The sequence below is a fragment of the Marinobacter sp. Hex_13 genome, assembly GCF_001566815.1.
Lineage (GTDB): Bacteria > Pseudomonadota > Gammaproteobacteria > Pseudomonadales > Oleiphilaceae > Marinobacter > Marinobacter salarius.
Genome location: NZ_LSMM01000027.1, coordinates 49,337 through 74,228, shown reverse-complemented (window position 1 = coordinate 74,228; position 24,892 = coordinate 49,337). Strand labels below are relative to the sequence as shown.

At 57.4% G+C, this 24,892-nt stretch carries 26 protein-coding genes; 20 read left to right on the top strand and 6 right to left on the bottom strand.

Annotation, left to right across the window (positions count from 1 at the left end; translation table 11 throughout):
* Nucleotides 1-14: 14 nt before the first annotated feature.
* The 3 genes from AXW11_RS06415 to AXW11_RS06405 form a co-directional block, all read right to left on the bottom strand.
* Nucleotides 15-2,480 (bottom strand): efflux RND transporter permease subunit, encoded by a 2,466-nt coding sequence (locus AXW11_RS06415; RefSeq protein ID WP_075195490.1) that lies wholly within the window; start codon nucleotides 2,478-2,480, stop codon nucleotides 15-17.
* A gap of 11 nt (nucleotides 2,481-2,491) precedes the next feature.
* Nucleotides 2,492-3,481: a WD40/YVTN/BNR-like repeat-containing protein gene (locus AXW11_RS06410; RefSeq protein WP_041333553.1), complete on the bottom strand. Its 990-nt coding sequence runs from the start codon at nucleotides 3,479-3,481 to the stop codon at nucleotides 2,492-2,494.
* Between the two features lie 258 nt (nucleotides 3,482-3,739).
* Nucleotides 3,740-5,446 (bottom strand): sigma-54-dependent Fis family transcriptional regulator, encoded by a 1,707-nt coding sequence (locus tag AXW11_RS06405; protein ID WP_075195489.1) that lies wholly within the window; start codon nucleotides 5,444-5,446, stop codon nucleotides 3,740-3,742.
* A gap of 381 nt (nucleotides 5,447-5,827) precedes the next feature.
* Here AXW11_RS06405 and AXW11_RS06400 point away from each other — a divergent pair, with 381 nt between their 5' ends.
* From AXW11_RS06400 to AXW11_RS06305, 20 genes are all read left to right on the top strand, one after another.
* Nucleotides 5,828-6,079, top strand: coding sequence for a phenol hydroxylase subunit (locus AXW11_RS06400; RefSeq protein ID WP_041333555.1), 252 nt, complete (start codon nucleotides 5,828-5,830; stop codon nucleotides 6,077-6,079).
* 48 nt (nucleotides 6,080-6,127) lie between these two features.
* The gene (locus tag AXW11_RS06395; RefSeq protein WP_041333558.1) at nucleotides 6,128-7,129 is read left to right on the top strand and encodes an aromatic/alkene monooxygenase hydroxylase subunit beta; all 1,002 of its coding nucleotides are present in this window, start codon (nucleotides 6,128-6,130) and stop codon (nucleotides 7,127-7,129) included.
* On the top strand, nucleotides 7,126-7,395 hold the full coding sequence (locus AXW11_RS06390; protein WP_041333559.1) for an MmoB/DmpM family protein: 270 nt from the start codon (nucleotides 7,126-7,128) through the stop codon (nucleotides 7,393-7,395). Before AXW11_RS06395 ends, AXW11_RS06390 begins: the two co-directional genes overlap by 4 nt.
* Nucleotides 7,396-7,409: 14 nt before the next feature.
* On the top strand, nucleotides 7,410-8,957 hold the full coding sequence (locus AXW11_RS06385) for an aromatic/alkene/methane monooxygenase hydroxylase/oxygenase subunit alpha (protein WP_075195488.1): 1,548 nt from the start codon (nucleotides 7,410-7,412) through the stop codon (nucleotides 8,955-8,957).
* A gap of 67 nt (nucleotides 8,958-9,024) precedes the next feature.
* On the top strand, nucleotides 9,025-9,384 hold the full coding sequence (locus AXW11_RS06380; protein WP_041336570.1) for a phenol hydroxylase subunit P4: 360 nt from the start codon (nucleotides 9,025-9,027) through the stop codon (nucleotides 9,382-9,384).
* A 10-nt stretch (nucleotides 9,385-9,394) separates the two neighbouring features.
* Nucleotides 9,395-10,456 (top strand): NADH:ubiquinone reductase (Na(+)-transporting) subunit F, encoded by a 1,062-nt coding sequence (locus AXW11_RS06375; protein WP_041333561.1) that lies wholly within the window; start codon nucleotides 9,395-9,397, stop codon nucleotides 10,454-10,456.
* A gap of 13 nt (nucleotides 10,457-10,469) precedes the next feature.
* A complete protein-coding gene (locus tag AXW11_RS06370) occupies nucleotides 10,470-10,805 on the top strand; it encodes a 2Fe-2S iron-sulfur cluster-binding protein (protein ID WP_041333564.1) in 336 nt (111 codons plus the stop codon).
* A gap of 5 nt (nucleotides 10,806-10,810) precedes the next feature.
* The gene (locus tag AXW11_RS06365) at nucleotides 10,811-11,734 is read left to right on the top strand and encodes a catechol 2,3-dioxygenase (RefSeq protein WP_075195487.1); all 924 of its coding nucleotides are present in this window, start codon (nucleotides 10,811-10,813) and stop codon (nucleotides 11,732-11,734) included.
* Between the two features lie 44 nt (nucleotides 11,735-11,778).
* Entirely contained in the window at nucleotides 11,779-13,239 is a 1,461-nt protein-coding gene (locus AXW11_RS06360; RefSeq protein ID WP_041333567.1) for a 2-hydroxymuconic semialdehyde dehydrogenase, read from the top strand.
* A gap of 7 nt (nucleotides 13,240-13,246) precedes the next feature.
* Nucleotides 13,247-14,107 (top strand): alpha/beta fold hydrolase, encoded by an 861-nt coding sequence (locus tag AXW11_RS06355; RefSeq protein WP_041333570.1) that lies wholly within the window; start codon nucleotides 13,247-13,249, stop codon nucleotides 14,105-14,107.
* Nucleotides 14,107-14,892, top strand: a complete 786-nt coding sequence (gene dmpE / locus AXW11_RS06350; RefSeq protein WP_075195486.1) for a 2-oxopent-4-enoate hydratase — start codon at nucleotides 14,107-14,109, stop codon at nucleotides 14,890-14,892. Before AXW11_RS06355 ends, dmpE begins: the two co-directional genes overlap by 1 nt.
* Before the next feature lie 23 nt (nucleotides 14,893-14,915).
* Nucleotides 14,916-15,851 (top strand): acetaldehyde dehydrogenase (acetylating), encoded by a 936-nt coding sequence (locus AXW11_RS06345; RefSeq protein WP_041333571.1) that lies wholly within the window; start codon nucleotides 14,916-14,918, stop codon nucleotides 15,849-15,851.
* 12 nt (nucleotides 15,852-15,863) lie between these two features.
* The gene (gene dmpG, locus AXW11_RS06340; protein WP_075195485.1) at nucleotides 15,864-16,901 is read left to right on the top strand and encodes a 4-hydroxy-2-oxovalerate aldolase; all 1,038 of its coding nucleotides are present in this window, start codon (nucleotides 15,864-15,866) and stop codon (nucleotides 16,899-16,901) included.
* Complete coding sequence (dmpH, locus tag AXW11_RS06335; RefSeq protein ID WP_075195484.1) at nucleotides 16,898-17,692, top strand: 2-oxo-3-hexenedioate decarboxylase; 795 nt, start codon at nucleotides 16,898-16,900, stop codon at nucleotides 17,690-17,692. The genes dmpG and dmpH overlap by 4 nt, the downstream gene beginning before the upstream one ends.
* A 33-nt stretch (nucleotides 17,693-17,725) precedes the next feature.
* Nucleotides 17,726-18,319, top strand: coding sequence for a 2-hydroxychromene-2-carboxylate isomerase (locus AXW11_RS06330; RefSeq protein WP_075195483.1), 594 nt, complete (start codon nucleotides 17,726-17,728; stop codon nucleotides 18,317-18,319).
* Complete coding sequence (locus AXW11_RS06325) at nucleotides 18,316-18,951, top strand: glutathione S-transferase family protein (RefSeq protein WP_075195482.1); 636 nt, start codon at nucleotides 18,316-18,318, stop codon at nucleotides 18,949-18,951. Before AXW11_RS06330 ends, AXW11_RS06325 begins: the two co-directional genes overlap by 4 nt.
* A gap of 9 nt (nucleotides 18,952-18,960) precedes the next feature.
* A complete protein-coding gene (gene thmT, locus AXW11_RS06320) occupies nucleotides 18,961-19,152 on the top strand; it encodes a 2-hydroxymuconate tautomerase (RefSeq protein ID WP_007152856.1) in 192 nt (63 codons plus the stop codon).
* A 38-nt stretch (nucleotides 19,153-19,190) separates the two neighbouring features.
* Nucleotides 19,191-19,889 (top strand): class III extradiol ring-cleavage dioxygenase family protein, encoded by a 699-nt coding sequence (locus AXW11_RS06315; RefSeq protein WP_041333577.1) that lies wholly within the window; start codon nucleotides 19,191-19,193, stop codon nucleotides 19,887-19,889.
* Nucleotides 19,890-19,917: 28 nt separating this feature from the next.
* Entirely contained in the window at nucleotides 19,918-20,862 is a 945-nt protein-coding gene (locus AXW11_RS06310; RefSeq protein ID WP_036202345.1) for a ketopantoate reductase family protein, read from the top strand.
* A 176-nt stretch (nucleotides 20,863-21,038) separates the two neighbouring features.
* Nucleotides 21,039-21,995: an AraC family transcriptional regulator gene (locus AXW11_RS06305; RefSeq protein WP_075195481.1), complete on the top strand. Its 957-nt coding sequence runs from the start codon at nucleotides 21,039-21,041 to the stop codon at nucleotides 21,993-21,995.
* Here the strand turns inward: AXW11_RS06305 and AXW11_RS06300 are convergent.
* The 3 genes from AXW11_RS06300 to fghA all read right to left on the bottom strand — a co-directional run bounded on the left by AXW11_RS06300 (nucleotide 21,992) and on the right by fghA (nucleotide 24,886).
* Complete coding sequence (locus AXW11_RS06300) at nucleotides 21,992-22,801, bottom strand: IclR family transcriptional regulator (RefSeq protein ID WP_036202351.1); 810 nt, start codon at nucleotides 22,799-22,801, stop codon at nucleotides 21,992-21,994. The two genes, AXW11_RS06305 and AXW11_RS06300, sit on opposite strands and share 4 nt — an antisense overlap.
* A 120-nt stretch (nucleotides 22,802-22,921) precedes the next feature.
* A complete protein-coding gene (locus tag AXW11_RS06295) occupies nucleotides 22,922-23,926 on the bottom strand; it encodes a porin (RefSeq protein ID WP_075195479.1) in 1,005 nt (334 codons plus the stop codon).
* A 120-nt stretch (nucleotides 23,927-24,046) separates the two neighbouring features.
* A complete protein-coding gene (gene fghA / locus AXW11_RS06290; protein WP_036202357.1) occupies nucleotides 24,047-24,886 on the bottom strand; it encodes an S-formylglutathione hydrolase in 840 nt (279 codons plus the stop codon).
* Between the last annotated feature and the right edge of the window lie 6 nt (nucleotides 24,887-24,892).

Genomic DNA, 24,892 nt, shown 5'->3' with positions numbered 1-24,892 from the left:
GTGTCCTACCGGGCTCAGGCCCGGTACGGCTCTCCCGGCACGAACCCATCCTCTTGTTCCCGTGGGGAACCGGACGATGGAGATGGTGTTGGTGGATGACGATCAGCATGGAGAATGCCGTCTTCGTCGGCGTAAACATCGGTAACAAAGCGAGGCTTGAAGACCAGTACCCAGGAAGGCACCAGAAGCATGGCCGCGATGCCGTTGATCACGATCATGACGCACAGCAGCAATGCTGCATCAGACTGGAATCGGAGGTCTGAGAAAATGACCCACATGATGATGCCCGCCATCAACGTCAGCGCGGTGAAACTGATGGCCATGCCGGTGGTGGATATGGCTCGCCTGACGGCGTCCCTCAGGTTGCCAAGTCGGGCCATTTCTTCCCGTATCCGGTCCATCATGTAGATGGAATAATCGATGCCGACGCCGATACCCACGGCAATCACCGGCACGGTATTGATGTCGATATTGAGCGCATTAAAGCCCATATAGGCGTAGGTGAGAGTGGTTGCGAAAATCATCGCCAACAGCATCATCAGCCCGGCGTGTAATGAGGTGTAGAACAGCATGACAAAGGCAAAGATCAGCAGGAAAACCAGTGGCAGAACAATGACATTGGTCTCGAAGGCTGATTCGTTCATTGCGGCGGCAACACCAAGGGTTCCCCCCGCGAGTTTGATGGTCAGGCCCTCAACGCTGTCACCGTTCTCCGCGATCCATTCCTTGGCCATGTGAATGGCACGGCGGATGGTCTCGCCCTGGCGGTCCTTGTAATAGAACACCAAGTTGGCAACGCGGTCGTCGGTGTCGTTGAATTCATCAAGGGCCCCGGGAATCGGGCTGGAGGCCATGTAGGTAAACATCAGCCCGCCGACATAGCCCGCATCGTGAGGAATCTGGTACCAACGGGGGTCGTCGTTGTGCATCAGGCGGTTAACTTGCTTAACGAGGTCGGGCAGGCCTTTGCTGCCGCCCACTTCCGGGTCCTTCAGCATGTGGGATTGCAGATCAGAAAGGGCAGCCAGTACCTCCGGACGTTTCAGGCCCCCTTTCTCTTCGGTTTCCGCCACGATGTAGAGCTCCTCGGAGCCCGGGAAGCGCTCATTCACCACGCGGGAAGAAACGTTGTAGTCGTGGTCGGGATACAGGATGGGAGAGCCTGGCTCCGAGTCGCCAATCTGCACGTTGGACGCCGCTAATAGTCCTGCGGCCATCGCCAGTGCCGCGACACTCAGCACCACTTTCGCCGCGCCTGGCCGTGCAACCGTGCGTGAGCAACTGGCGCCGATATGGCGCAGGGCGGTTTCGCGCAGGTTCGGGTCTTTGGGCGTTGGCAGAATGGATAACAGAAGTGGCACGCCGATCAGCACCGTGAACACAACAGTGATCGCCCAAAGGGAAGCATAGATGCCCAGATGGGTATTCAACGGAATGGACCCGATGGCAATGAGCGACAGGCCAATAGCATCCGACACAACACCCAGGGAACCAGGGCGGAAAAGACTGTCAAAGGTCGCTTTTGCGGCTTTGGGGCCACTACCCAGTTCGCGGGTTTCCGCATAGTAGCGTTCAACGAGCTGTACGCCATGGCTCATCGCCCTGGCTGCAATCAAAAAGGGGATCACCAGCCCGAGCGGATCCAGGTTGTAACCGAGCAGGCTGATGATCCCAAGCCCCCAGATCGTGGAGACCAAAACGCCGCCCAGGGGGATCAGCACACCGTAGGCCTTGCGGAAATGGAAAACGAGTAAGGCCAGCATGGTGATTACGGTGAAAATAAAGATCTGGAGGATCTGCTCCATGTACGTGTAGGCCCACCCCACCAGGACTGGCTGTCCCGTGGCGTAGATCCTGACTCCCGCGCTTTCCTCCGCTTCACGCAGCTGTTGTAACTGTGCAAACGTCTTTTCGTAATCCAGCTTGCCTTCAATCAGTTGCGCCTTGACCAGGGCCATTTTCATATCTGGAGACACAAGGGGGCCGTACACCCGTGGGTTGGCCGCCACATCGGCTTTCATGGCAGCCAGTGCTTCCCGTGAGTACTCGCCGGAGGTGGAGTCGTAGTAGGGTTCCGAGTTGATGCTGCCGACTTCCGTAAGCCAGATTTTGCGGGAATTCCGGTGAGTCACGCTGGACACAAGGTTGTGGTTAACCCCGGGCAGGTTGTCCACGGCCTGGGTGATTCGGTCGATCTTGGCGAGATTCTCGTTGGTAAAAATGTCGCCATCTTCGAATTCGACACCCACCGTAAGAACGTTGGCGCCGCCAAAGCTGTCCTTGATGCTGTTGTGCAGTTCGATATAGGGATGTTGCTGCGGCAGCAGGTCGGCGAAGTCGGTGTAGATTTTCAGCCCGGGGATACGCAGGGCGAACGCCAGCGTGAGGATGGCGATCACGCTCAATACCTTGCGCGGGTTGTTGAAGATCCATAGCTCCAGCGAATGCAGGAGATGGGTGAATCGATGCAGTCCAGGCATGGCGGAGTTCCTCAGTCAGTGCTGGCCGAGTGGGCCACGGGAGTTTCAAGGTTCAGCAGCAGGCCACGGCCACCAGCGGCGAGTAGTCGGTGGTCGGGGAGAATCAGGCCGGTACGCAAATACAGGGGTTGGTCGGACGCGGAGATCTTCTGCCAGGATCGCCCCGTCTGCTGCAATACGGTGGCGTTATCCGCCAGGGCGTATAACCCTGAAGGGCCGGCAACGAAACCGAATATCGGGGCGTTGATGCCGGTGGGGGATTTCTCCCAGTTCTCTCCGCCGTCGGCGGTGTGGTAGATGAAACCGTTCAGGCCGCCAACCCAACCTTCATTGTCTGAACGGAAATAGCTGGAATGGGCGTAAAACTCATCCGGAAGGTAGCCGGCATAGTCCCAGTTCTCTCCGCCGTCCGTGGTTTTGAGTACCAGGCCATACTCACCGGTTATGAAAGCATGGTCGGCATCGATGAACTGGAGGTTGTTGAGGATGGCGTCTTCGTTGAGTGAAGTCTCAGTCCAGGTCTCACCCTGGTCAGCGCTGCCCTGAATAGTGGTGAAAGCACCTGCTGCCCACCAGTTGCCGTCCGGAGCGCAAGCGGCGGTCATCATCTGTTCCTGGCTGGGCAGGGAATGCGCCGTCCAGTTATCTCCGCTGGTATCGCCATGCCAGATTTCGTTGTTGAACGTCAGCGCAATAAAGCTGTTGTCCGGGCATACGTCCAACGCAAGGAAGCTTTCCGACGTTGGCGTCTGCCGTTTCCAGCTTTCTCCGTTGTCTGAGCTGACCAACACAACACCGTTGTTGCCAGTCAGCACGATAACCTCGTCATTGCGAGCAATGGCTTGATAGAAATCGGTCCGTTTAACGGCCTGTCCCGACTGATCTCGAACCGCGTCAAGATCCAGGGGCGCTTCGCAACCCGTTAACAGAACCGAAAACAATCCGACCAGCGATACGGCTGCGCCGGTAGTGCGCCATTTGCGCAGGGGGGCATTTCGCATTTTATGTCACCGTCTTTGTTTTTGTGGATAACGCGACTGACGGTGATTTAGCAACGCGTGTGCCATGCACGTTTTCGCGCTGTTAACTGTCTGTATTTAATGGTGAAGGTGACGGTTTTAGAGAGCTTTAGGGAAGTTTGGTGGGGCAGTTAATAGGATTGAGATTTATCAAATGATGAAACGGGTGGGGCGTTTGTTGATATCGTCAAACCAGAAAACGAACCGTGGACATCCCTGTCATGGCGCGACGGTTGTGGTTCAGCTTTCGGCGAGAATGCCGGATTTCTTGAGCCGGTAGGCGAGAGCGGGGCGGCTCAGACCAAGGATACGCGCTGCGCCGGAAACGTTCTGGTTGGCCTCTTCCATGGCACGCCGCATCAGCGTTTCCTCGACATCGTCCAGGCCGATGCCATTGCCCAGTATCTGGCTGGCCCAGTCGCCCCTGGACGTTTCAGATGTCTTTTCAACAAGTTGTCCGTGGCTGTCGACAATACCCTGGGGCTGGCTAGGTTGCGGCTCGGGAACACCTGCAAACAGGGATTCGCGGCTGATGGACTCATTGTTGTCGGTCAGGATGACGCCACGCTCGATAACGTTTTCAAGCTCCCGGATATTTCCCGGCCAATGGTAGTGCAGGCAGAGTTCAAGGGCCTTGTCGGAGAGCCCGAGCGTGCGCTTGTTATACTCAGAGTGGAATTTATTGAGGAAATGTTCGGCCAGCAGCGGCAGGTCTTCCAGCCGTTCCCTGAGCGGCGGAATTTTCACGGGGAAGACATTGAGGCGATAAAACAGATCAGAGCGGAAACGGCCCTCTTCCACGGCTTTTTCAAGGCTTTCGTTGGTAGCCGCAATAACCCGGACATCGACCGCCCGTGTGCGGTTGTCACCCACGCGCTCCAACTCCCCTTCCTGCAGCACCCTCAGCAGTGTGGCCTGAGCCCGGGGCGTGAGCTCAACCACCTCGTCGAGAAAAATGGTGCCGGTGTTGGCTCGTTCAAACCGGCCCGGCCGGGACTGGTTGGCACCGGTGTAGGCGCCTTTTTCCACGCCAAACAGTTCCGCTTCGATCAGGTCCGGGGGAATAGCGGCGCAATTGACCGCGATAAAGGGTTGTTCGGCTCGTTCACTGCGAAGGTGAACGCTGCGGGCAATCACTTCCTTGCCTACGCCGGTTTCGCCTAGCAATAAGACCGACACTTTACCCAGAGCGGCCTTGTCGATCATCTTGCAGACCTTGTTGTAGGAGGCGGACTGGCCTATGCCGTAATACTGCCCCTCCTGCTTTTCGAGGCTGCTGCGTAAAGAACTGACTTGGCTCTGGAGGTCATACAGTTCTTCCATGATGGTGTCTGCCTTGAAGTATTGGGCAAATTCGGCGGCGTCCTCCCATTCCTCGGCAGGCTTGCCCACGATCATGCATTTTTCGTCACCACAGCCACGGCAGCTGACCTCGCGAAAGATGATTTCCCGGCCCATAAACGAGGAGGTGTAGGCGCAGGCGTATCCAAGCAGTGACCAGCAGACCGGTTCATCCATCTGCCCAAGTTCTGTCTGGCAGATATCCACTTCAAACGAATCAACCCATTCCAGCTCGCCATAGAAGCTGCCGGAGTCGTGATCAATGTCGATCTCCATGGGAACGACTTTGACCATGCCCTTGAGTGAATGCAGTTGGGGGCCAGCGAGAAAGATGTCGAGTTCACTGCAGTGCGGGCGAAGCTTCCGGGCCAGTTCGGCGTCTTTCAGTCCGGACTGGTATCCCAGGCGCAGGAGAAAGCCCTTCGCGCGCTCAATACCCATGGTATTCACCATTTCGCGACGAAAGGCGGCCATGGCACTGACTTGCATCAGTAGCATGCGTTGCTCGCCAAACCAGATTTTGCCTTCCGTGCTCTGGAACCGGATCTGCTCCGTAAGATCCTGAAAATCCACATACTGCAATTGTGGTTTGTAGGTAATAGCCATACTCAGGAGCCCCGTTTGTAATTGTATGGGGTCGCGTCCTGGAAAGGTCGTCCAGCGCGAAGGCAGCCGAACGCCGCCTTTTTCATATAACACCCTATCCTTGTCACAAATCAATCAAATGATGAAATTTCAGGCGAAAGTCACGGTTGGCTGCTGATCTGAGCATTTGCTCAGATCACGATTTCATGTTGATCAAATGATGAAAAATTCGTCTGGCTTCCTGATCTCACCCTTCGATAATCCACTCTGTATCAGCGCCCGCCTTTCTATATAAAGCCTTTTAAAACAGAAGTCTGGGTTTTTATTGACGGCAGGTTTCGATGCTTGGCACAGCGGTTGCTCCAGCTGTGGCAACCCATAACAAACACAAGGGTGTCAACGATGACTGAGCATGCAAAAAGCTTCGACGAGCTGACCCGCTACATCCGGGTCCGAAGTGGGCCAGAGGACAGATTCGTAGAGTTCGATTTTGCCATCGGACATCCCGAACTGTTTGTTGAGCTTGTCCTTCCCCGCGAAGCGTTCGAAATCTTCTGCAAGCACAACAATGTCGTTCACATGGATTCCGACATGATCCGCGAGATTGATGCGGACATGGTCAAGTGGCGCTTCGGCGAGAAGGGTCACCGCTGAACGTCACCAAATCGATCATCCACTCAAAACAACAAACGGTAAGTTGATATGAGCATTGAGATCAAAACCAATTCGGTGGAACCCATCCGCCAGACATACGGGCACATCGCCCGTCGCTTCGGCGACAAGCCGGCCTCCCGCTACCAGGAAGCCAGCTATGACCTGGAAGCCAAAACCAACTTTCACTACCGCCCGCTGTGGGATTCAAAGCACACGCTGAACGACCCCACACGCACGTCGATCCGCATGGAAGACTGGTACGCCGTCACCGATCCCCGCCAGTTCTACTACGGCGCCTATGTTGGTAACCGGGCCAAGATGCAGGAGGCCGCGGAGACCAGCTTCGGGTTCTGCGAAAAGCGCAATCTGCTGACCCGACTTCCCGAAGCCACTCAGAAGCAGATCCTGAGGTTGCTGGTGCCTCTGCGCCACGTGGAGCTGGGTGCCAACATGAACAACAGCAAGATCGCGGGCGATGTTAACGCCACGACGGTCTCGCAGATGCACATATATACCGCCATGGATCGCCTGGGCATTGGCCAGTACCTGTCTCGAATTGCCCTGATGCTGGATGGCAGTACCGGTGCAGCACTGGACGAATCCAAGTGCTACTGGATGGATGACGAGCTGTGGCAGCCAATGCGCAAGCTGGTGGAAGACACCCTGGTGGTGGATGACTGGTTCGAGTTGACGCTGGTCCAGAACGTGCTGGTGGATGGCCTGCTGTTTCCCCTGGTGTACGAGAGGATGGACCAGTGGCTGGGCGAGCAGGATGCCGAAGATGTTTCCATGCTCACCGAATTCATGCGGGACTGGTACAAGGAATCCCTGCGCTGGACCAACGCCATGATCAAGGTTGTGGCAGCGGAAAGCGATGCCAACCGCGAACAGCTCCAGGCCTGGATCGATCAGTGGGAACCTCAGGTGTACAGCGCACTCAAGCCCCTGGCCGAGGCCAGCACCGGCATTGAGGCCCTGGATGAAACCCGGGCTCAACTCTCCACCCGTCTCAAGAAATTCCAGCTGCAGAGCCAGGGAGTATCCGCATGAGCCAGCTCGTATTTATTGCCTTTCAGGACAACGACAACGCCCGCTACCTGGTGGAAGCCATCGCCGAAGACAATCCGGAAGCGGAAGTTCAGCACCAGCCGGCAATGATCCGGATCCAGGCCGAGAAGCGCCTGGTGATCAACCGGGAAACGATGGAAGAGAAGCTCGGTCGCGAATGGGATGTTCAGGAAATGCTCATCGACGTGATCAGTATCGGCGGCAATGTCGACGAAGACGACGACCACTTCATTCTTCAGTGGACCTAATTGGGAGACTTATCATGGCTGTTAAAAACAAGAAGCTGAATCTCAAGGACAAGTACCAGTACCTGACCCGGGACATGGCCTGGGAACCAACCTATCAAAAGAAGAAGGACATTTTCCCGGACGAGGACTTTGAAGGTATCAAGATTACCGATTGGTCCCAATGGGAAGATCCGTTCCGTCTGACCATGGACGCCTACTGGAAGTACCAGGCTGAAAAAGAGAAAAAGCTGTACGCCATTTTCGATGCCTTTGCCCAGAACAACGGCCACCAGAACATCTCGGACGCCCGTTATGTGAATGCGCTGAAACTGTTCCTGACCGGTGTGTCGCCCCTGGAACACGCGGCTTTCCAGGGCTACGCCAAAGTGGGTCGCCAGTTCAGTGGGGCCGGGGCGCGTGTTGCCTGTCAGATGCAGGCGATTGATGAGCTGCGCCACTCCCAGACCCAGCAGCATGCGATGAGCCATTACAACAAGCATTTTAATGGCCTGCACGATGCGGCTTACATGCACGACCGGGTGTGGTTCCTGTCGGTGCCCAAGTCGTTCTTCGATGATGCCCGTTCGGCCGGTCCGTTCGAGTTCCTGACCGCGATCTCGTTCTCCTTCGAGTATGTGCTGACTAACCTTTTGTTCGTGCCGTTCATGTCCGGCGCTGCCTACAACGGCGACATGGCCACCGTCACCTTCGGTTTCTCGGCGCAGTCCGACGAAGCGCGGCACATGACCCTGGGTCTTGAGGTGATCAAGTTCATCCTCGAGCAGCACGAGGACAACGTGCCCATCGTCCAGCGCTGGATCGACAAATGGTTCTGGCGCGGTTTCCGCCTGCTGAGCCTGGTCAGCATGATGATGGACTACATGCTGCCGAACAAGGTCATGTCCTGGTCGGAAGCCTGGGAAGTGTATTACGAGCAAAACGGCGGCGCCCTGTTCAAAGACCTTGAGCGCTACGGCATCCGCCCGCCCAAATATCAGGATGTGGCCAACGATGCCAAGCACCACATCAGCCATCAGCTATGGGGCACGTTCTACCAGTACAGTCAGGCCACCAACTTCCATACCTGGATTCCCGGCAAGGAAGAAATGGACTGGATGTCCGAGAAGTACCCGGAGACTTTCGACAAGTACTACCGCCCGCGCTACGAGCATTGGGCCAAAGAGCATGCTGAAGGCCGCCGCTTCTACAACAACACCCTGCCGCAACTGTGCCAGGTATGCCAGGTGCCGACGCTGTTTACCGAGATGGGCGAGCCCACCAAGCTCAGCCACCGCCAGATGAACTACGAAGGTGAGCGTTACCACTTCTGCTCGGAAGCCTGCTGCGACATCTTCAAGCACGAGCCGGAGAAGTACGTTCAGGCGTGGTTGCCGGTACACCAGATCTACCAGGGCAACTGTGAAGGCGGCGACGTCGAGACGGTGGTTCAGAAGTACTACCACATCAATATTGGCGAGGACAATTTCGAGTATGTCGGCTCGCCGGACCACAAACGCTGGTTGTCCATCAAGGGCAAGTCGTCTGATGACAAGGCTGAAGGGTCCAAGCAGGACGCGGCCTGATACGGAGATTACCCGGTGTCATCTGACGCCGGGTGATTCGCCCGCAAAAAACAACAAGGTGACCACCATGAGTGTTAACGCTTTATACGACTACAAGTTTGAACCACGGGATAAGGTCGAGAACTTCAACGGCATGCAGTTGCTGTATGTGCTCTGGCCGAATCATCTGATGTTCTGTGCTCCGTTTGCCCTGCTGGTGCAACCGGACATGACCTTCGGAGCCATGGTTGAAGAGATCCTGAAACCGGCCACGGCATCCCATCCGGATGCAGCGAACGCTGACTTCCTGGCGGCGCAGTGGCTGCTGAATGATGAACCGTTTACGCCGGATGCAGATGCCAGCCTTATAGACAACGGCATCGATCACAAGAGCATGCTGACGGTAACCACGCCGGGCCTTAACGGCCTTGCCGGCGCCGGATTCTGAGGGTAGCGCTATGAGTCACACCGTTACTATCGAACCCATTGGTGAGCAGATCGAGGTCGAGGATGGCCAGACCATCCTTGCCGCCGCCCTGCGCCAGGGTGTCTGGCTGCCTTTTGCCTGCGGCCATGGCACCTGTGCCACCTGCAAGGTCCAGGTCATCGAGGGCGATGTTGAAATCGGCGATGCCTCGCCGTTTGCCCTGATGGATGTGGAACGGGACGAAGGCAAGGTGCTGGCCTGCTGTGCCACAGTTGAAAGCGACGTCACCATCGAGGCGGATATCGATGTCGACGAAGACTTCGAGGGCTATCCGGTGGAGGACTACACCGCAACCGTCACAGACATCGTCGAGTTGTCTCCAACCATCAAGGGCATCCATCTGAAGCTGGACCGCCAGATGACCTTCCAGGCCGGCCAGTACATCAATATCGAACTGCCCGGTGTGGATGGCGCGAGGGCGTTCTCCCTGGCCAATCCGCCGAGCAAGGCGGGTGAGGTAGAGCTTCATGTGCGACTGGTCGAGGGGGGTGCCGCAACCACCTACATTCACCAGCAACTGAACGTGGGTGAGCAACTGCATCTGTCAGGTCCATACGGCCAGTTCTTCGTGCGCAGTTCGCAGCCCGGCAACCTGATTTTCATTGCCGGCGGCTCCGGTCTCTCCAGCCCGCAATCCATGATCATTGACCTGCTGGAGCAGGGCGACGACCGCCAGATCACCCTGTTCCAGGGCGCCCGTAACCTTGCCGAGCTCTACAACCGCGAGCTGTTCGAAGGCCTGGCCCGGGACAACGACAACTTCACCTACGTACCGGCGCTGAGCCAGGCGGACGAAGACGGTGAGTGGTCTGGATTCAGGGGCTATGTACACGATGCGGCCAGGGAACACTTCGGTGGTCGTTTTGCCGAGCACAAGGCCTATCTGTGCGGGCCGCCGCCGATGATCGATGCCGCGATTACCGCATTGATGCAGGGCCGGTTGTTTGAGCGGGACATCTTCATGGAGAAGTTCCTGACAGCGGCAGACGGCGCGGAAGAAACCCAGCGCTCGGCCCTGTTCAAGAAGATCTGACCGGAGGTGAAGCATGGCTCAGGTCTATCGGATTACCGAGCAGTGCAGCGGCAAGTCCTTTGAGTGCGAGGCAGGCCAGAGTGTGCTCAAGGCCATGGAACAACGGGGCATGAAGTGCGTGCCCGTGGGCTGCCGGGGCGGTGGCTGTGGCTACTGCAAGATCCAGGTTCTGGCAGGAGAGTTCGAGTGCGGAAAGATGAGCAAGGTCCATGTTCCGCCGGAAGCCCTGAAAAAAAGGGAGGTCCTGGCCTGCCGGGTGTATCCCCTGACTGATTTGACCATCGAGTGCCGGCCGCCATCGCAGCCCGGTCTCGCAAGCAAGCAGACAAAAACAACAGCGTTGAGGTAACTGTCATGAAAAAAGGTGTAATGCGTCCCGGCCACGTCCAGATCCGTGTTCTCGATATGGATGAAGCCGTCAAACACTACACGGACCTGATGGGTCTTATCGAAACCGACCGCGACGACCAGGGCCGTGTGTATCTCAAAGCCTGGACCGAAGTGGACAAGTTTTCCGTGGTACTTCGCGAGGCGGACGAGCCTGGCTGTGACTTTATGGGCTTTAAGGTTGTGGACGAAGCCGCTCTGGTTCAATTGGAGAAAGACCTGGTGGACTTCGGCGTTGATGTTGAGCAGGTTCCCGAAGGTGATCTGAAAGACTGTGGCCGCCGGGTTCGTTTTACCGTGCCTTCCGGTCACGCCTTCGAACTCTATGCCGACAAGCTCTACACCGGCAAATGGGGCATCAATAACGTTAACCCTGAAGCATGGCCCCGTGGCCTGGACGGTATGAAGGCCGTTCGGTTTGATCACTGTCTGTTTTACGGGCCTGAACTGGCGGCGGTGTACGACATCTTCGTGAACGTGCTCGGGTTCCATCTCGCAGAGCAGGTTCTGGATGGCGACGGCACTCGTATTGCCCAGTTCCTGACCGTGTCCATGAAGGAGCACGACATTGCCTTCATTCACCACGAGGAGAAGGGCAAGTTCCACCACGCCTCTTTCTTCCTGGAGACTTGGGAAGACGTACTGCGCGCCGCGGACCTGATCTCCATGACTGATACCTCCATCGATATCGGCCCGACTCGTCACGGCCTGACCCACGGCAAGACTATCTACTTCTTCGACCCGTCCGGTAACCGTAATGAGGTGTTCTGTGGTGGTGACTACATCTACCCGGATCACAAACCGGTGACTTGGCAGGCCGAGCAGTTGGGTAAGGCCATCTTCTACCACGACCGGGTACTGAACGAACGGTTCCTGACGGTTCTGACCTGATTGATATCCGACTCAACAGGGCTAATTTAACAGGATAGGCAGCAATGAAAGACATCAAGCACTACATCAATGGGCAGTATGTTGGCTCGGCCAGCGGCAAGTTGTTCGACAACGTCAACCCGGCCAACGGCAAGGTGATCAGCAAAGTTCACGAAGCCGGACGTGACGAGGTGGACGCCGCAGTCAAAGCCGCGAAAGCGGCCCTGCGCGGCCCCTGGGGCAAGATGACACTGGAGGAACGCACCGGCATCCTGCACAAGGTGGCTGACGGCATCAACGCACGGTTTGACGAGTTCCTGGAAGCGGAATGCCTGGATACCGGCAAGCCCAAATCCCTGGCGAGCCACATCGACATTCCCCGGGGCGCGGCCAACTTCAAGGTGTTCGCGGACATGATCAAGAACGTGCCCACGGAATCCTTCGAAATGCCCACGCCGGACGGTACCGGCGCGCTGAACTACGCCGTACGCCGCCCCAAGGGCGTGATCGGGGTGATCAGCCCGTGGAACCTGCCATTGCTGCTGATGACCTGGAAAGTCGGGCCTGCTCTGGCCTGTGGCAACACCGTGGTGGTCAAACCCTCCGAGGAAACCCCCACCACCACCGCCCTGCTGGGCGAAGTGATGAAAGACGCCGGCGTACCGGACGGGGTGTTCAACGTGGTTCACGGCTTCGGTGGGGATTCAGCCGGCGCTTTCCTCACCGAGCATCCGCTAGTGGATGGTTTCACCTTTACCGGCGAAACCGGCACCGGCGAAGTCATCATGAAGGCAGCCGCGAAGGGCATCCGGGATATCTCCCTGGAGCTGGGTGGCAAGAACGCCGGCCTGGTGTTCGCCGACTGCGACATGGACAAGGCCATCGAGGGCACCATGCGCTCAGCCTTCGCCAACTGTGGCCAGGTTTGCCTTGGCACTGAGCGGGTTTATGTAGAACGTTCCATCTTCGACGAGTTCGTTGGCCGACTGAAAGAAGCCGCGGAAGGCATGAAGATTGGTCCGCCGGATGATGCCGAGGCGGATATGGGTCCGCTGGTCAGCCTCAAACACCGGGAGAAGGTTCTGTCCTATTACCAGAAAGCCGTTGATGACGGTGCCACGGTGGTGACCGGTGGTGGTGTTCCCGATATGCCGGCCGAGCTGGCCGGTGGTGCCTGGGTTCAGCCCACCATCTGGACCGGATTGCCGGAAAGTTCGACGGTGATTACCGATGAAATCTTCGGCCCCTGTGTCCACCTGTGCCCATTCGACACCGAAGAGGAAGCCATCGAACTGGCCAACAGCCTTCCCTACGGACTGGCATCAGCAATCTGGAGCGAGAACATTACCCGCGCCCACCGGGTCGCGGGCCAGATCGAAGCTGGCATCATCTGGGTCAACAGCTGGTTCCTGCGGGATCTGCGCACACCCTTCGGTGGCAGCAAACAGTCCGGCATTGGCCGCGAGGGTGGTGTGCACTCCCTGGAGTTCTACACCGAGATGAAAAACATCTGTGTGAAATTGTGAGCTAACCATGACTGCACCTGAAAACAGCCCGGAAATCGGGCGTGAGATATCCGCCGCCGGCTACCGCACCAACGTCCATGACCATGGCAAGGGCGGTGTTCCTGTCATGATGATCCACGGCTCCGGCCCCGGCGTGACCGCCTGGGCCAACTGGCGCCTGGTGATTCCGGAGCTGGCGAAGAATCGCCGTGTGGTGGCGCCGGATATGCTCGGCTTCGGGTATACCCAACGCCCGGAAGACAACACCTACAACCGGGAGCGCTGGGTGGCCCATGCCATCGGCGTTATGGATGCACTGGATCTGCAACAGGTGGATCTGGTCGGCAACTCCTTCGGTGGCGGCCTGGCGCTGGCGCTGGCGATCGAGTACCCGGAGCGGGTTCGTCGTCTGGTGCTGATGGGCTCCGCCGGCGTCAGCTTTCCGATCACCGAGGGCCTGGATGACGTCTGGGGCTACCAGCCTTCCCTTGAAAACATGCGTCGCCTGATGGATGTGTTTGCCTTCAACAAAGGCCTGCTCACCGACGAACTGGCGGAGATGCGCTATCAGGCCAGTATCCGCCCCGGTTTCCAGGAATCCTTTGCCGCCATGTTCCCGGCACCGCGTCAGCGTTGGGTCGACAACCTGGCCAGCGAGGAGAAGGACATCCGGGCGCTGCCCCACGAAACCCTGGTTCTTCATGGCCGCGAAGATGAGGTGATACCGCTGGCCGCCTCACTGAAACTGGCTGAACTGATCGACCGAGCCCAGTTGCATGTATTCGGGCGTTGCGGCCACTGGACCCAGATTGAACATGCCAACCGGTTTGCCCGGCTGGTGAACGATTTCCTGACCGAGGCCGATCAAGTGGCTTCAGGAGCAGAGTAATGGAACAGACACGCATCCAGGCCTTCGGTGACGAGCTTTACCAGGCCATGCTGAACCGGGAGGCGGTCGCACCGCTGACCGACCGTGGCGAAGACATCACCATCAACGACGCCTACCACATTTCCCTGCGCATGCTGGAACGCCGGCTGGCGGATGGCGCCTCCGTCATCGGCAAGAAGATCGGTGTCACCAGCAAGGCGGTGCAGAACATGCTGAACGTGCACCAGCCGGATTTCGGGTACCTGACCGACGACATGGTGTTCAACAGCGGTGAAGTCATGCCCATCAGTGACCGGCTGATTGCGCCCCGCGCCGAGGGCGAAATTGCCTTCATCCTGAAGAAAGACCTGAGCGGCCCCGGGGTAACCAATGCCGATGTGCTGGCCGCCACCGAGTGTGTGATGCCTTGCTTCGAGATCGTCGATTCCCGCATCCAGGACTGGAAGATCGCCATCCAGGACACGGTGGCGGATAACGCCTCCTGTGGCCTGTTTGTGTTGGGCGATCAGGCGGTTTCTCCCCGCAAGGTCGATCTCGTGACCTGCGGCATGGTGGTGGAAAAGAACGGCAGTGTGCTGAGCGCCGGGGCCGGTGCCGCGGCCCTGGGTTCCCCAGTGAACTGCGTGACCTGGCTGGCTAACACCCTGGGCGAGTTCGGCATCACCCTGAAAGCCGGTGAAGTCATCCTGTCCGGTTCCCTGGTTCCGCTGGAGCCGGTCAAGGCCGGTGATTACATGCGTGTGGATATCGGTGGTATCGGCAGTGCTTCCGTGCGCTTCGCCTGACCCGGATTGAAGAGGACAACATCATGAGCAACAAAATCAAAGCGGCGATCATCGGCTCGGGCAATATCGGCACCGACCTGATGATCAAGATCCTGCGCACCGCCGAGCACATCGAGATGGGGGTGATGGTCGGGATTGACCCCGAGTCCGATGGTCTGGCCCGTGCCAAACGTATGGGCGTGGCCACCACCGCCGAGGGTGTGGAAGGGCTGGTGAAGATGCCCGAGTTCGCCGACATCGGCATTGTGTTTGATGCCACGTCGGCCGGCGCCCACGTTCACAATGACAAACTGCTGCGGGAACACAAACCCGACATCCGCGTGGTCGACCTGACTCCGGCGGCCATCGGCCCCTACTGCGTGCCCGTGGTTAATTTGGAGGAACATCTGGCCGAGGGCAACGTCAACATGGTCACCTGCGGTGGCCAGGCCACCATTCCCATGGTCGCGGCGGTGTCCCGAGTCGCCAAGGCTCATTACGCGGAAATCGTGGCATCCATTTCCAGTAAATCCGCCGGCCCCGGTACCCGCGCCAACATCGATGAGTTTACGGAGACCACCTCCAAGGCCATCGAAGTGGTCGGTGGTGCCGGCAAGGGCAAGGCCATCATTATCCTCAACCCGGCCGAACCACCCCTGCTGATGCGGGACACGGTGTACGTGCTTTCGGATGCCGCCGACAAAGCCGAAGTGGAAGCCTCCGTCGAGGAGATGGTGAAGGCGGTGAACCGCTATGTGCCCGGCTATCGCCTCAAGCAGAAAGTGCAGTTTGATGTGATTCCTGAAGACCAGCCCATGAACGTCCCGGGCCTGGGTAAGTTCAGCGGCCTGAAGACCTCCATCTTCCTGGAAGTGGAGGGTGCTGCCCATTACCTGCCGGCCTACGCGGGCAACCTGGACATCATGACCTCCGCGGCTCTTGGTACTGCCGAGCGCATCGCCGAATCGCTGGTCAAGTGAGGAGACTGAACCATGACTTATAACCCCGGCAAGAAACTCTACATCTCCGACGTGACCCTGCGGGACGGCAGCCACGCCATTCGTCACCAGTACTCCATCAAGAACGTGCAGGACATTGCACGGGCCCTGGACAAGGCAAAAGTCGACAGTATTGAAGTAGCCCACGGCGACGGCCTGCAGGGCTCCAGCTTCAACTACGGCTTCGGCGCCCACACGGACCTGGAGTGGATCGAAGCGGTGGCGGACGTAGTCACCCACTCGAAAATCGCCACCCTGCTGCTGCCCGGCATCGGCACCGTCCACGACCTGGACAATGCCTACAGCGCCGGCGCAAGAATCGTCAGAGTGGCCACCCACTGCACCGAAGCGGATGTGTCGAAGCAGCATATCGAGCACGCCCGCAAACTGGGCATGGACACCGTCGGCTTCCTGATGATGAGCCACATGCAGACCCCGCAAGGGTTGGCGGAACAGGCCAAGCTGATGGAAGACTACGGGGCTACCTGCCTCTATGTCGTCGACTCCGGCGGCGCCATGAACATGAACGACATCCGCGACCGCTTCCGGGCGCTGAAAGACGTCCTGAAGCCCGAAACCCAGACGGGCATCCACGCCCACCATAACCTCGCGCTGGGCGTGGCCAACTCCATCGTGGCTGTCGAGGAAGGCTGTGACCGTGTCGATGCCAGCCTCGCCGGCATGGGCGCTGGTGCGGGTAACGCCCCGCTGGAAGTGTGCATTGCCGCCTTCGACAAGATGGGTTGGGAGCACGGTACCGATGTGTACGCACTGATGGATGCCGCTGATGACATTGTGCGGCCGCTGCAGGACCGCCCGGTTCGGGTGGACCGTGAAACCCTGGCGCTTGGCTACGCCGGAGTCTATTCCAGCTTCCTGCGCCACTCGGAGGTAGCAGCGCAGAAGTATGGCCTGAAGACTGTGGATATTCTCGTTGAACTGGGCAAACGCCGGATGGTGGGTGGCCAGGAAGACATGATTGTGGATGTGGCGCTGGATCTGCTGGCGGCGCAAAAGGAGCAGAACGCATGAGCAAGACACTGAGCCGTGAACAGGTGCTGGCCCTGGCCGAACACGTGGAAAACGCCGAGTTGCAGGCCCACGACATCACCAAGGTCACCAATGACTACCCGGACATGACCTTCGAGGATGCCTACGACGTGCAGTGGGAAATACGCCGCCGCAAGGAAGAGCGTGGCAACAAGATCGTTGGCATGAAAATGGGCCTCACCTCCTGGGCAAAGATGGCCCAGATGGGTGTGGAGACTCCGATCTATGGCTTCCTGGCAGACTATTTCAGTGTGCCGGACGGCGGCGTGGTCAACACCCAGGAATTGATCCATCCGAAAATCGAAGCCGAGATTGCCTTCGTCACCAAGGCACCCCTGAAAGGCCCCGGCTGCCATATCGGCCAAGTGCTGGCGGCGACGGACTTTGTGATTCCCGCCGTGGAAGTTATTGACTCCCGCTATGAGAACTTCAAGTTCGACCTGGTGAGTGTCGTGGCGGATAACGCCTCATCAACCCGGTTTATCACCGGCGGCCAGATGGCCGATGTGGCGGATGTGGATTTGAAAACCCTGGGCGTGGTGGTCGAGAAGAACGGTGAAGTTGTCGATGTAGGCGCGGGTGCCGCCGTGCTCGGCCATCCGGCCTCCAGCGTGGCGATGCTGGCGAATCTGCTGGCAGAGCGGGGTGAGCACATTCCCGCGGGCACCTTCATCATGACCGGTGGCATAACCGCCGCCATCACGGTGGAGCCTGGGGATAATATCACCGTGCGTTATCAGGGGCTGGGGACCGTAACCGGAAGGTTTATCTAAGCCTCAAAGGCACTGCCAACGGAGCAGGGAATTATGAGCGATACCATTGATCTACGTTTATATTTCAACTTTCGCAGCCCGTACTGCTATCTGGCCAGCGAGCGTATGTTCGAGCTGTTTGACCAGTACCAAGTCAATCTGCTCTGGAGGCCTCTGGGAGGATGGCACGGTCGCTCGGATCCGGACCGGGCAAAGGTCAAGATGCCTATCGCCAGGCAGGACGTGGCACGCTGGGCACGTCGGTTTGGCATGCCTCTGACCCCACCTCCGAAGAGTACGGATCCTACCCGTGCCGGGGCTGGTTCACTGTTGGCAGAGAAGGAAGGACTGCTCAAACCCTATGTGGTGGCAGTGATGCGCGCCGAATGGGCGGACGGCCTGGACATAGGGGATGCAGCGGTCCTGTCCTCAGTTGCCGAAAGCGTTGGACTAGACAGGGAGGCGTTCGCCAGGGCGGTCGATGATCCCGAACTCCATACCCAACTTGACCGGAACTGGCAGGAAGCACAGGAAAAAGGTGCCCTGGGTGTTCCCACGTTTGTTATCGGCGACCAGATTTTCTGGGGTCAGGACAGGCTGGATTTTGTGGGGGAGCACCTGAGGGATTTGGGAGCGGCACGCCAATGAGCAGGATACGACTGATTGATAAGCCCGAATGCCCGTTTTGCTGGCGAGTCCGGATTGCCGCGGCTTTGCAAGGGCGGGCGATGCACAGCATGGACAGGTCAGACCCGGATGTTCTCGTCGAGTGGCAGCGGTTATCGCCGAGTCAAACGGTGCCAGTGATGATTGAGGATGACCTGGTACTGACCGACTCCGGCCCGATGCTTGAGTACCTGGCCGAAACTGGCTCGGCTTTGCTCCCGGATTTTCCACGCCGAAGGGCGGAAGCACGAAGCTGGATTGTGTATGGGGATAATGTTCTGGGGCGATCCCTGCGGGAAGTGGTTTTTGAGAAACGCGATAAACCGGAGAGCGAATGGGACCAAGGCAGGATTCGCAGGGGTACACGCGGATTCCTGAGTGGGCTGCCCGCACTGGAGATGGCGCTGCGAGACGAAAACTTCCTTCTCGGAAACTGGCCAACCTTGGCCGAGTGCGCCCTGTTCCCAAGGTTTGCCCTGGCTCTGCTCTATGGCGTGGATATCCCTGCTGATTTTCCTCGAACTCGCCAATGGTTTGGTCGCCAGGCCATCCACCCGGCTTTCTTGTCCTCGAGCCCTGAGCGGGTCAGGAACATTCTTGTTGATTTTGCGTGAGGAACCATAATGCCGATAGCCCAATTGTATATCCTTGAAGGTCGCACGGACGAACAGAAAGAGCGCCTTATTCGTGAGGTGTCGGAAGCCATGTCACGCTCAATTGATTCACCGATTGAACGCGTACGGGTGATCATTACCGAAATGCCTAAAAGCCATTTTGGGATAGCCGGTGAGCCGGCCAGCAAAGTACGGCCCTAGCGCTGTCCTCGAACCAACGCCTATTGCCGGTGAGTAACATGACCAAGCTGCCCGTGCTGTACTTGTCCTGTGAAACAGAAGCGCTGACAGGCCCCAAAGGGCAGGCCAGCCTGCGCCGCCTGATACGGCCCGATCTCGTAGTTGTCAACGTGGCATTTATTACCTCGAAAAAAGGGGGCGCACAGCCGGAAATCTTTCACCAGTGTGGTGAGGGGATTCTTGCCAGACGCCTGCAATCCGGAATGGCGGAACGGGGGTTTGATGTCGCCGTTAGCGGGTCTCGGGAACAGGGTTTGAAGGAACTGGCTGAAAGCATGACGCATCTTGCGCCTGAGGAGGTGATTGAACTGCGGCTCAACACCGGTATGACCAGTGAACACTACAGGGATATTGGTCATTGCCTGGAAGCCTTGAGAGACCAGGGTGTGTTGCTGATATGCCTGGACCGGCTGGAAAACGTCGGCAATAACGAGGATCATCCTCAGCCACATGACAGTTATCTCCGTAATCTGATTCGTCAGTGGGAAGATGAGCACAGATGGGTAAAAGCCATGTCGAAATCTGACCTGCGCGCCTCTCATTCTACTCCGGGGGCCGAAGCCCCCGTTGCCGACCCAACGTTATGTGTGCTCAATACCGCCTTCAGTCTAGGTGGAATGCAGGCACCTCAGCGCCTGTTTGGCTTCTCTCTGAATGAGAATAGCCAGTCCCTCGCAGGTTATGGATGGATGCAATAATCTGTCGAAAACGCAGAGGATTCCGTGAATGCTGAAACTACTGATGGTTGGGGCCGGTGGTATTGGAAGCTACTACGCAGCAAGGCTTCTGGAGTCGGGGCACCGGGTGGTGCTCACTGCTCGCGGAGCCCATCTGGATGCCCTTGTCAGCAACGGCCTGAAGGTCCACTACGGGGGGAGGGAACTGATTCATCGTCCAGAGGCCTTCAGCCACCAGCAATTGGTCGCCCGATTCCATCCTGACGACTTTGACGTCATTGTCATTGCCCTGAAGTCGACAGCCACCGAGTCGGTCGTGGATGAGCTCGGAGCCTGGCTGAGGCAGGGCCGGGTTCCTGTATTGTCCCTCCAGAATGGTGTTGATAATGAGCCATTGCTGGCAGAAGCCATCGGGGCCGAGCGGATCATCGGCGGGCTTGCGGTGCGGATCGGCGGGCATATTGTGCGGCCAGGTGTTGTCGAAGCAGAGGGCGTTGCTGAGATCGTGATGGGCGAATGGCCTGCGGCGCGTAAGCCCGGCAGCGCGCGCTCGTTGCTGCTGGAGAAACTCGCGGCGGCATTCGACGGCTCGGGTATTCCCACCACGCTTTCCGACAACGTTCGCTACGAGCTATGGCGTAAGCTGGTGATCAACAATGGTGTAAATCCCCTCTCGGCACTGACAGGATTGGATACCCGCAGCCTGACTCATCGTCCCGAGTTCAGCAGGATTGTGTATGGCATGATGGCGGAAACCGTTGAGGCATCAAGGGCCGATGATGTAAACCTCACGAAGGAAGATCTCCACGAAATGTTCGAGTTGATCAGTTCCTTCAATGCAATCAAAACGTCCATGCTGATAGACAGGGAGAAGGGGCGCCCCCTTGAACTGGACAGTATTGCGGGCGCTGTACTTAAACGTTGCGCCAATCTTGGCATCGATGCTCCATACACGTCGACCATCGCCACTTTGTTGAAGCAACAGGCCTCCTGACTTCCCGCTGTGAGTTGGTGCTCTTGCCGCTCTCGTATACCCAGTTATTTCTCATGCTCGCGTTCTTCTTTGATGACCTAACGCATGCTGTTTCGGTGGTGTCTTTGTTGGTTGTTGATTGATCACCTGAATTTATATAAAGTGAACTCATTAACAATAAGTAAATGAGGCGAGAGATGTTTGGTCAATCACTTGCGGGCGCTACCGTCCTTCAGGGGGCACATCCGGAAGAGGTGTCTTCGTTTGTTAACCAGCATATCGGGCAGCATCGCCTGGAAATGCTTGGAGAGCAGAAACGGAAGTCCAGTCTCAGCTTCAGGGAATTTGCCGGGTTCGGGATGTCCCAACTCAGTTACGGTAACCATGTACGGGTAAAAAGCCCCGAACTTGAGTCCATCTATCACTTTCAGGTGGTCACTCGGGGTGAGTGTGTCTGGCATCAGGCGGGCGAGCGCATGAAGGTTCGCAGTGGTCAGGCGGTTATGGTGAACCCTTATGAAAAGATTGATCTGGAGTATTCGGATGATTGCGAAAAGCTGATCATCAAGGTTCCCGAGCATGTACTCAATAATGCCCGTGAGTTATCACACGGTCGGTTGCCGGAGGATGGCATTCGCTTTACCCGGGCGCCCGTGGAGCTTCGGCTATGTCCTGCCCTGATCAATATCATGGAGGCGGTGCTGTCCGAGCTTGATGATGCCGAAGACGAGGACATAAACCCGGTTTGCGGCGCCTATCGTGAAATTATCCTCAAGAAACTGCTGAAAGTATTTCCCAGTAACTGGTCCAGCCAGGAGAACGGTGCGGCCTGTACGCCCATGCTGGGTAAAATGCTGCGGTACATTGAACAGAACGTGCATCGCAACATCGATATAGAAGAGCTTTCCAGTGTCTCCAATATGAGTGTTCGATCCATCTACAATGCTTTCTCCAAGGCCTTCGCGACGACCCCCAAGTGTTACATCAAGCAGTTGAAGTTACAGAAGTTGCGGGAAGACCTTTTGCAGGGAAAGTGCCGGAATGTCACCGAGATCGCCCTGGAATATGGCTTCAGTCATCTGGGCCGGTTTTCTTCGGATTATCGAAAATCCTTCGGCGAGTTGCCCTCTGAAACCCTGCGAATGGCCGGTTAATCCCGGCCATTACCTTCCCGTTGTTGCCCGCAGATCTGTCGGGTAACCCGGTCACTGCATTCCCGGACCTGTTCGAACAGGAATGAGCCTTCGCTGATGTCGGTGTCCCGATCAAGACCCAACAGGGTGATGACGGTGACAATGCTGCCGTTGATATCGAATACAGGGCGGCTGAGCACATTGATTTCGGGGAGGTAATCACTGAAAAACGCGCAGTAGTTATCCCGTTTGATGGTTTCCAGATGAGGTTGCAGTTCCTCCCGGGTGATGGGTTTGCCCCGATGTTTCGGGAGTGACTTGGCGTTCTTGTAATACTGGTCCACCAGTTCCTTGCGTCGCTTCGCTGGCAGGTGGGCCAGGTAAATCCTGCCTGAGGCTGAGTTCAGTGGCGATAGCTCGGCGCCCAGCCTCACGTTGACCGAGATTGGCTGGCTTGAGTCCAGCCACTTGATGATCAGTGGGCCGTTGCCGTTCCAGACGGTGACCGACACGGTTTTGTCGGTTTCCTCATTGAGCCGGTCAACGGCTTCGTAACTCAGCTGAATCGGGTTGATGCGCCGGAGTGCTGAAATGCCCAGGGTCAGGCTGGAATTGCCCAGGGTGTACTGGGTGTGATTCACCTGATTGATGTAGCCCTCTCGCAGCAAACTGACCAGGTATTTGTGGGCGCGGCTAGGTGACAGATCCAGGGCGCCCGACAGTTCCTTGAGGGTGGGTGGCTTTGGCGCTGTGGAAATATAATTGAGGATATGCAATCCGATTTCCAGCGAACCGATTCCTTGCCGCTTTGGGCTTTCTTCTGCCATGGACGTTACCATTTTCGAATGACTGGTGCTGCCGTGTACCAGCGGAAAACAGGCACCCTGGAGACGGCGGGCACCTGTTTTTCGGGTTGTTGGCAAGGATACCAATTCTGAAGGTCCGGATCAGAATTTGTACTTGGCCATGACCTCAACCTGCTGGCCTTCCGGCAATAGCGGGCCGAAGGCGAGATTGTACTTTCGCCACTCTATCCCGGCTTCCAGATCCTGGGTGATGTTATGGATCAGGTTGACGCGATGGGCTTCGTAGTTGGTGTCGGCGTCGTCATCCACTTCGACGGCTGTATAGGCGACGTTTGCCCGCCACTCGTTGTTGATGACGTAGCGAAAGCCAACGTCAAACCCTGCCTGGCTGACAGCGTCGTCGTTTTCGACATCCGGTGACGACAGGCTGTTGTTTACGCCAACACCGGTGAATGCACCAAGTCCTTCACCGTAGTGAGCATTCACGTTCAGGCTGTGAGGCCCGATCATGAACTTCGAGCCGATGGCGCCGCCACCCACGAAGTCGCCATTTTCAACTTCGCGACCTGATGCGGTGAGGATAACACGGTGACCACCGTCGAGACTCAGGTTGTAGTTAACCGCAAGATCAGGCGTGTCGGCGTCGTTGTTGACCGGGTCCTGTGCAGTAAAACGGAAGCCGGCAACCTCGTGACTAATCAGGTTTGTGCGGAAGTTGAACCCGCCCAGGGTGCCTCGCGGCCCGCCCAGGAAATCCAGGTAATCGTGATAGGCAACGGCCCAGAACTGGCCGGTCCAGGTCTGCCCCACGGTGGTCTGATCCACCTTGATGAAGGCGTGGCGAAGCCGTAGGTCGTTATTCTCGCCAGGAAAGGTGCCGCCGTAAAAGTCGCCTTCCACAAAGCCGACAATCGTATGGCCTTCCTTCTGGGTGACTGTTTTAAGGTTAACGCGGGACTGGTTGGAACGGCCGAAGATGCGGGAATCCCCATCATCGACTTTTTCATAGATGGCTTCGGCTTTGAAATAGCCACCGATGCTGAATTTGGTGTCGTTGAACTCGCCGAGTTCGAGAGCGTGAACGGCGGGGGCCGCGCTGAGACCGGATGCAATAGCGAGCGCTAGTAATGAATGTCGATAGTTCATTTGCCTTCTCCTTGTTGTTTGGCATTTGAACTATCGGTTATTCAGGCGTGGGCAAATATCCGGTTAATGAACATCCCTATCCGTTTTTTGTACTTATCTCCGGCACGGTGCAGGGTTCCGTCACCGTTCCAGATGACGACCATGGAATCGCAGATGGTCCTCAATGAAGCTGGCAATGAAGTAGTAGCTGTGGTCGTAGCCCTCGCGCAGATTCAGTTCCAGCGGATAACCGCTGATATGGGCTGACGCCTCAAGGGCTTCGGGGCGAAGCTGTTCGGCCAGGAAATTGTCAGCGTCACCCTGATCCACCAGGGCCGGCACGAATTTCTGTGCCTTGCGCATTAACAAGCTGGCATCGTAGGCAGCCCAGCGCCCGGTATCGTTGCCGAGATAGGCGGCAAAGGCTTTTTTGCCCCACGGGCAGCTGACCGGATTGCTGATCGGGCTGAAGGCAGACACCGACTGGTATGTCTGTGGATTGCGCAATGCCAGCACCAGGGCGCCATGCCCGCCCATGGAATGTCCCGCGACAGAGCGTTGGCCGGTCACTGGGAACACCGACTCCACCAGTGCCGGTAGTTCATTCAGCACGTAATCGTACATGCGGTAATGCGTGTTCCAGGGGCTCTCGGTAGCATTCACATAGAACCCCGCCCCCTGGCCAAGATCGTAACCGTCATCGTTGGCGACGTCGTCGCCTCTGGGGCTTGTGTCCGGGGCCACAATGGCAATGCCCAGTTCGGCGGCTACGCGGTGGGCGCCCGCTTTCTGCATGAAGTTTTCGTCGGTGCAGGTCAGGCCCGATAGCCAGTAAACGACGGGTACCTTTTGCCCACTAGCCACCTGTGGTGGCAGGTAAATCGCGAAACGCATGACACAACCAAGGGTGTCGGACCGATGGCTGTACTGCTTGTGCCAGCCACCGAAACTTTTGTTGCTGCTCAGGTTTTCGATGCTCATCAAGAA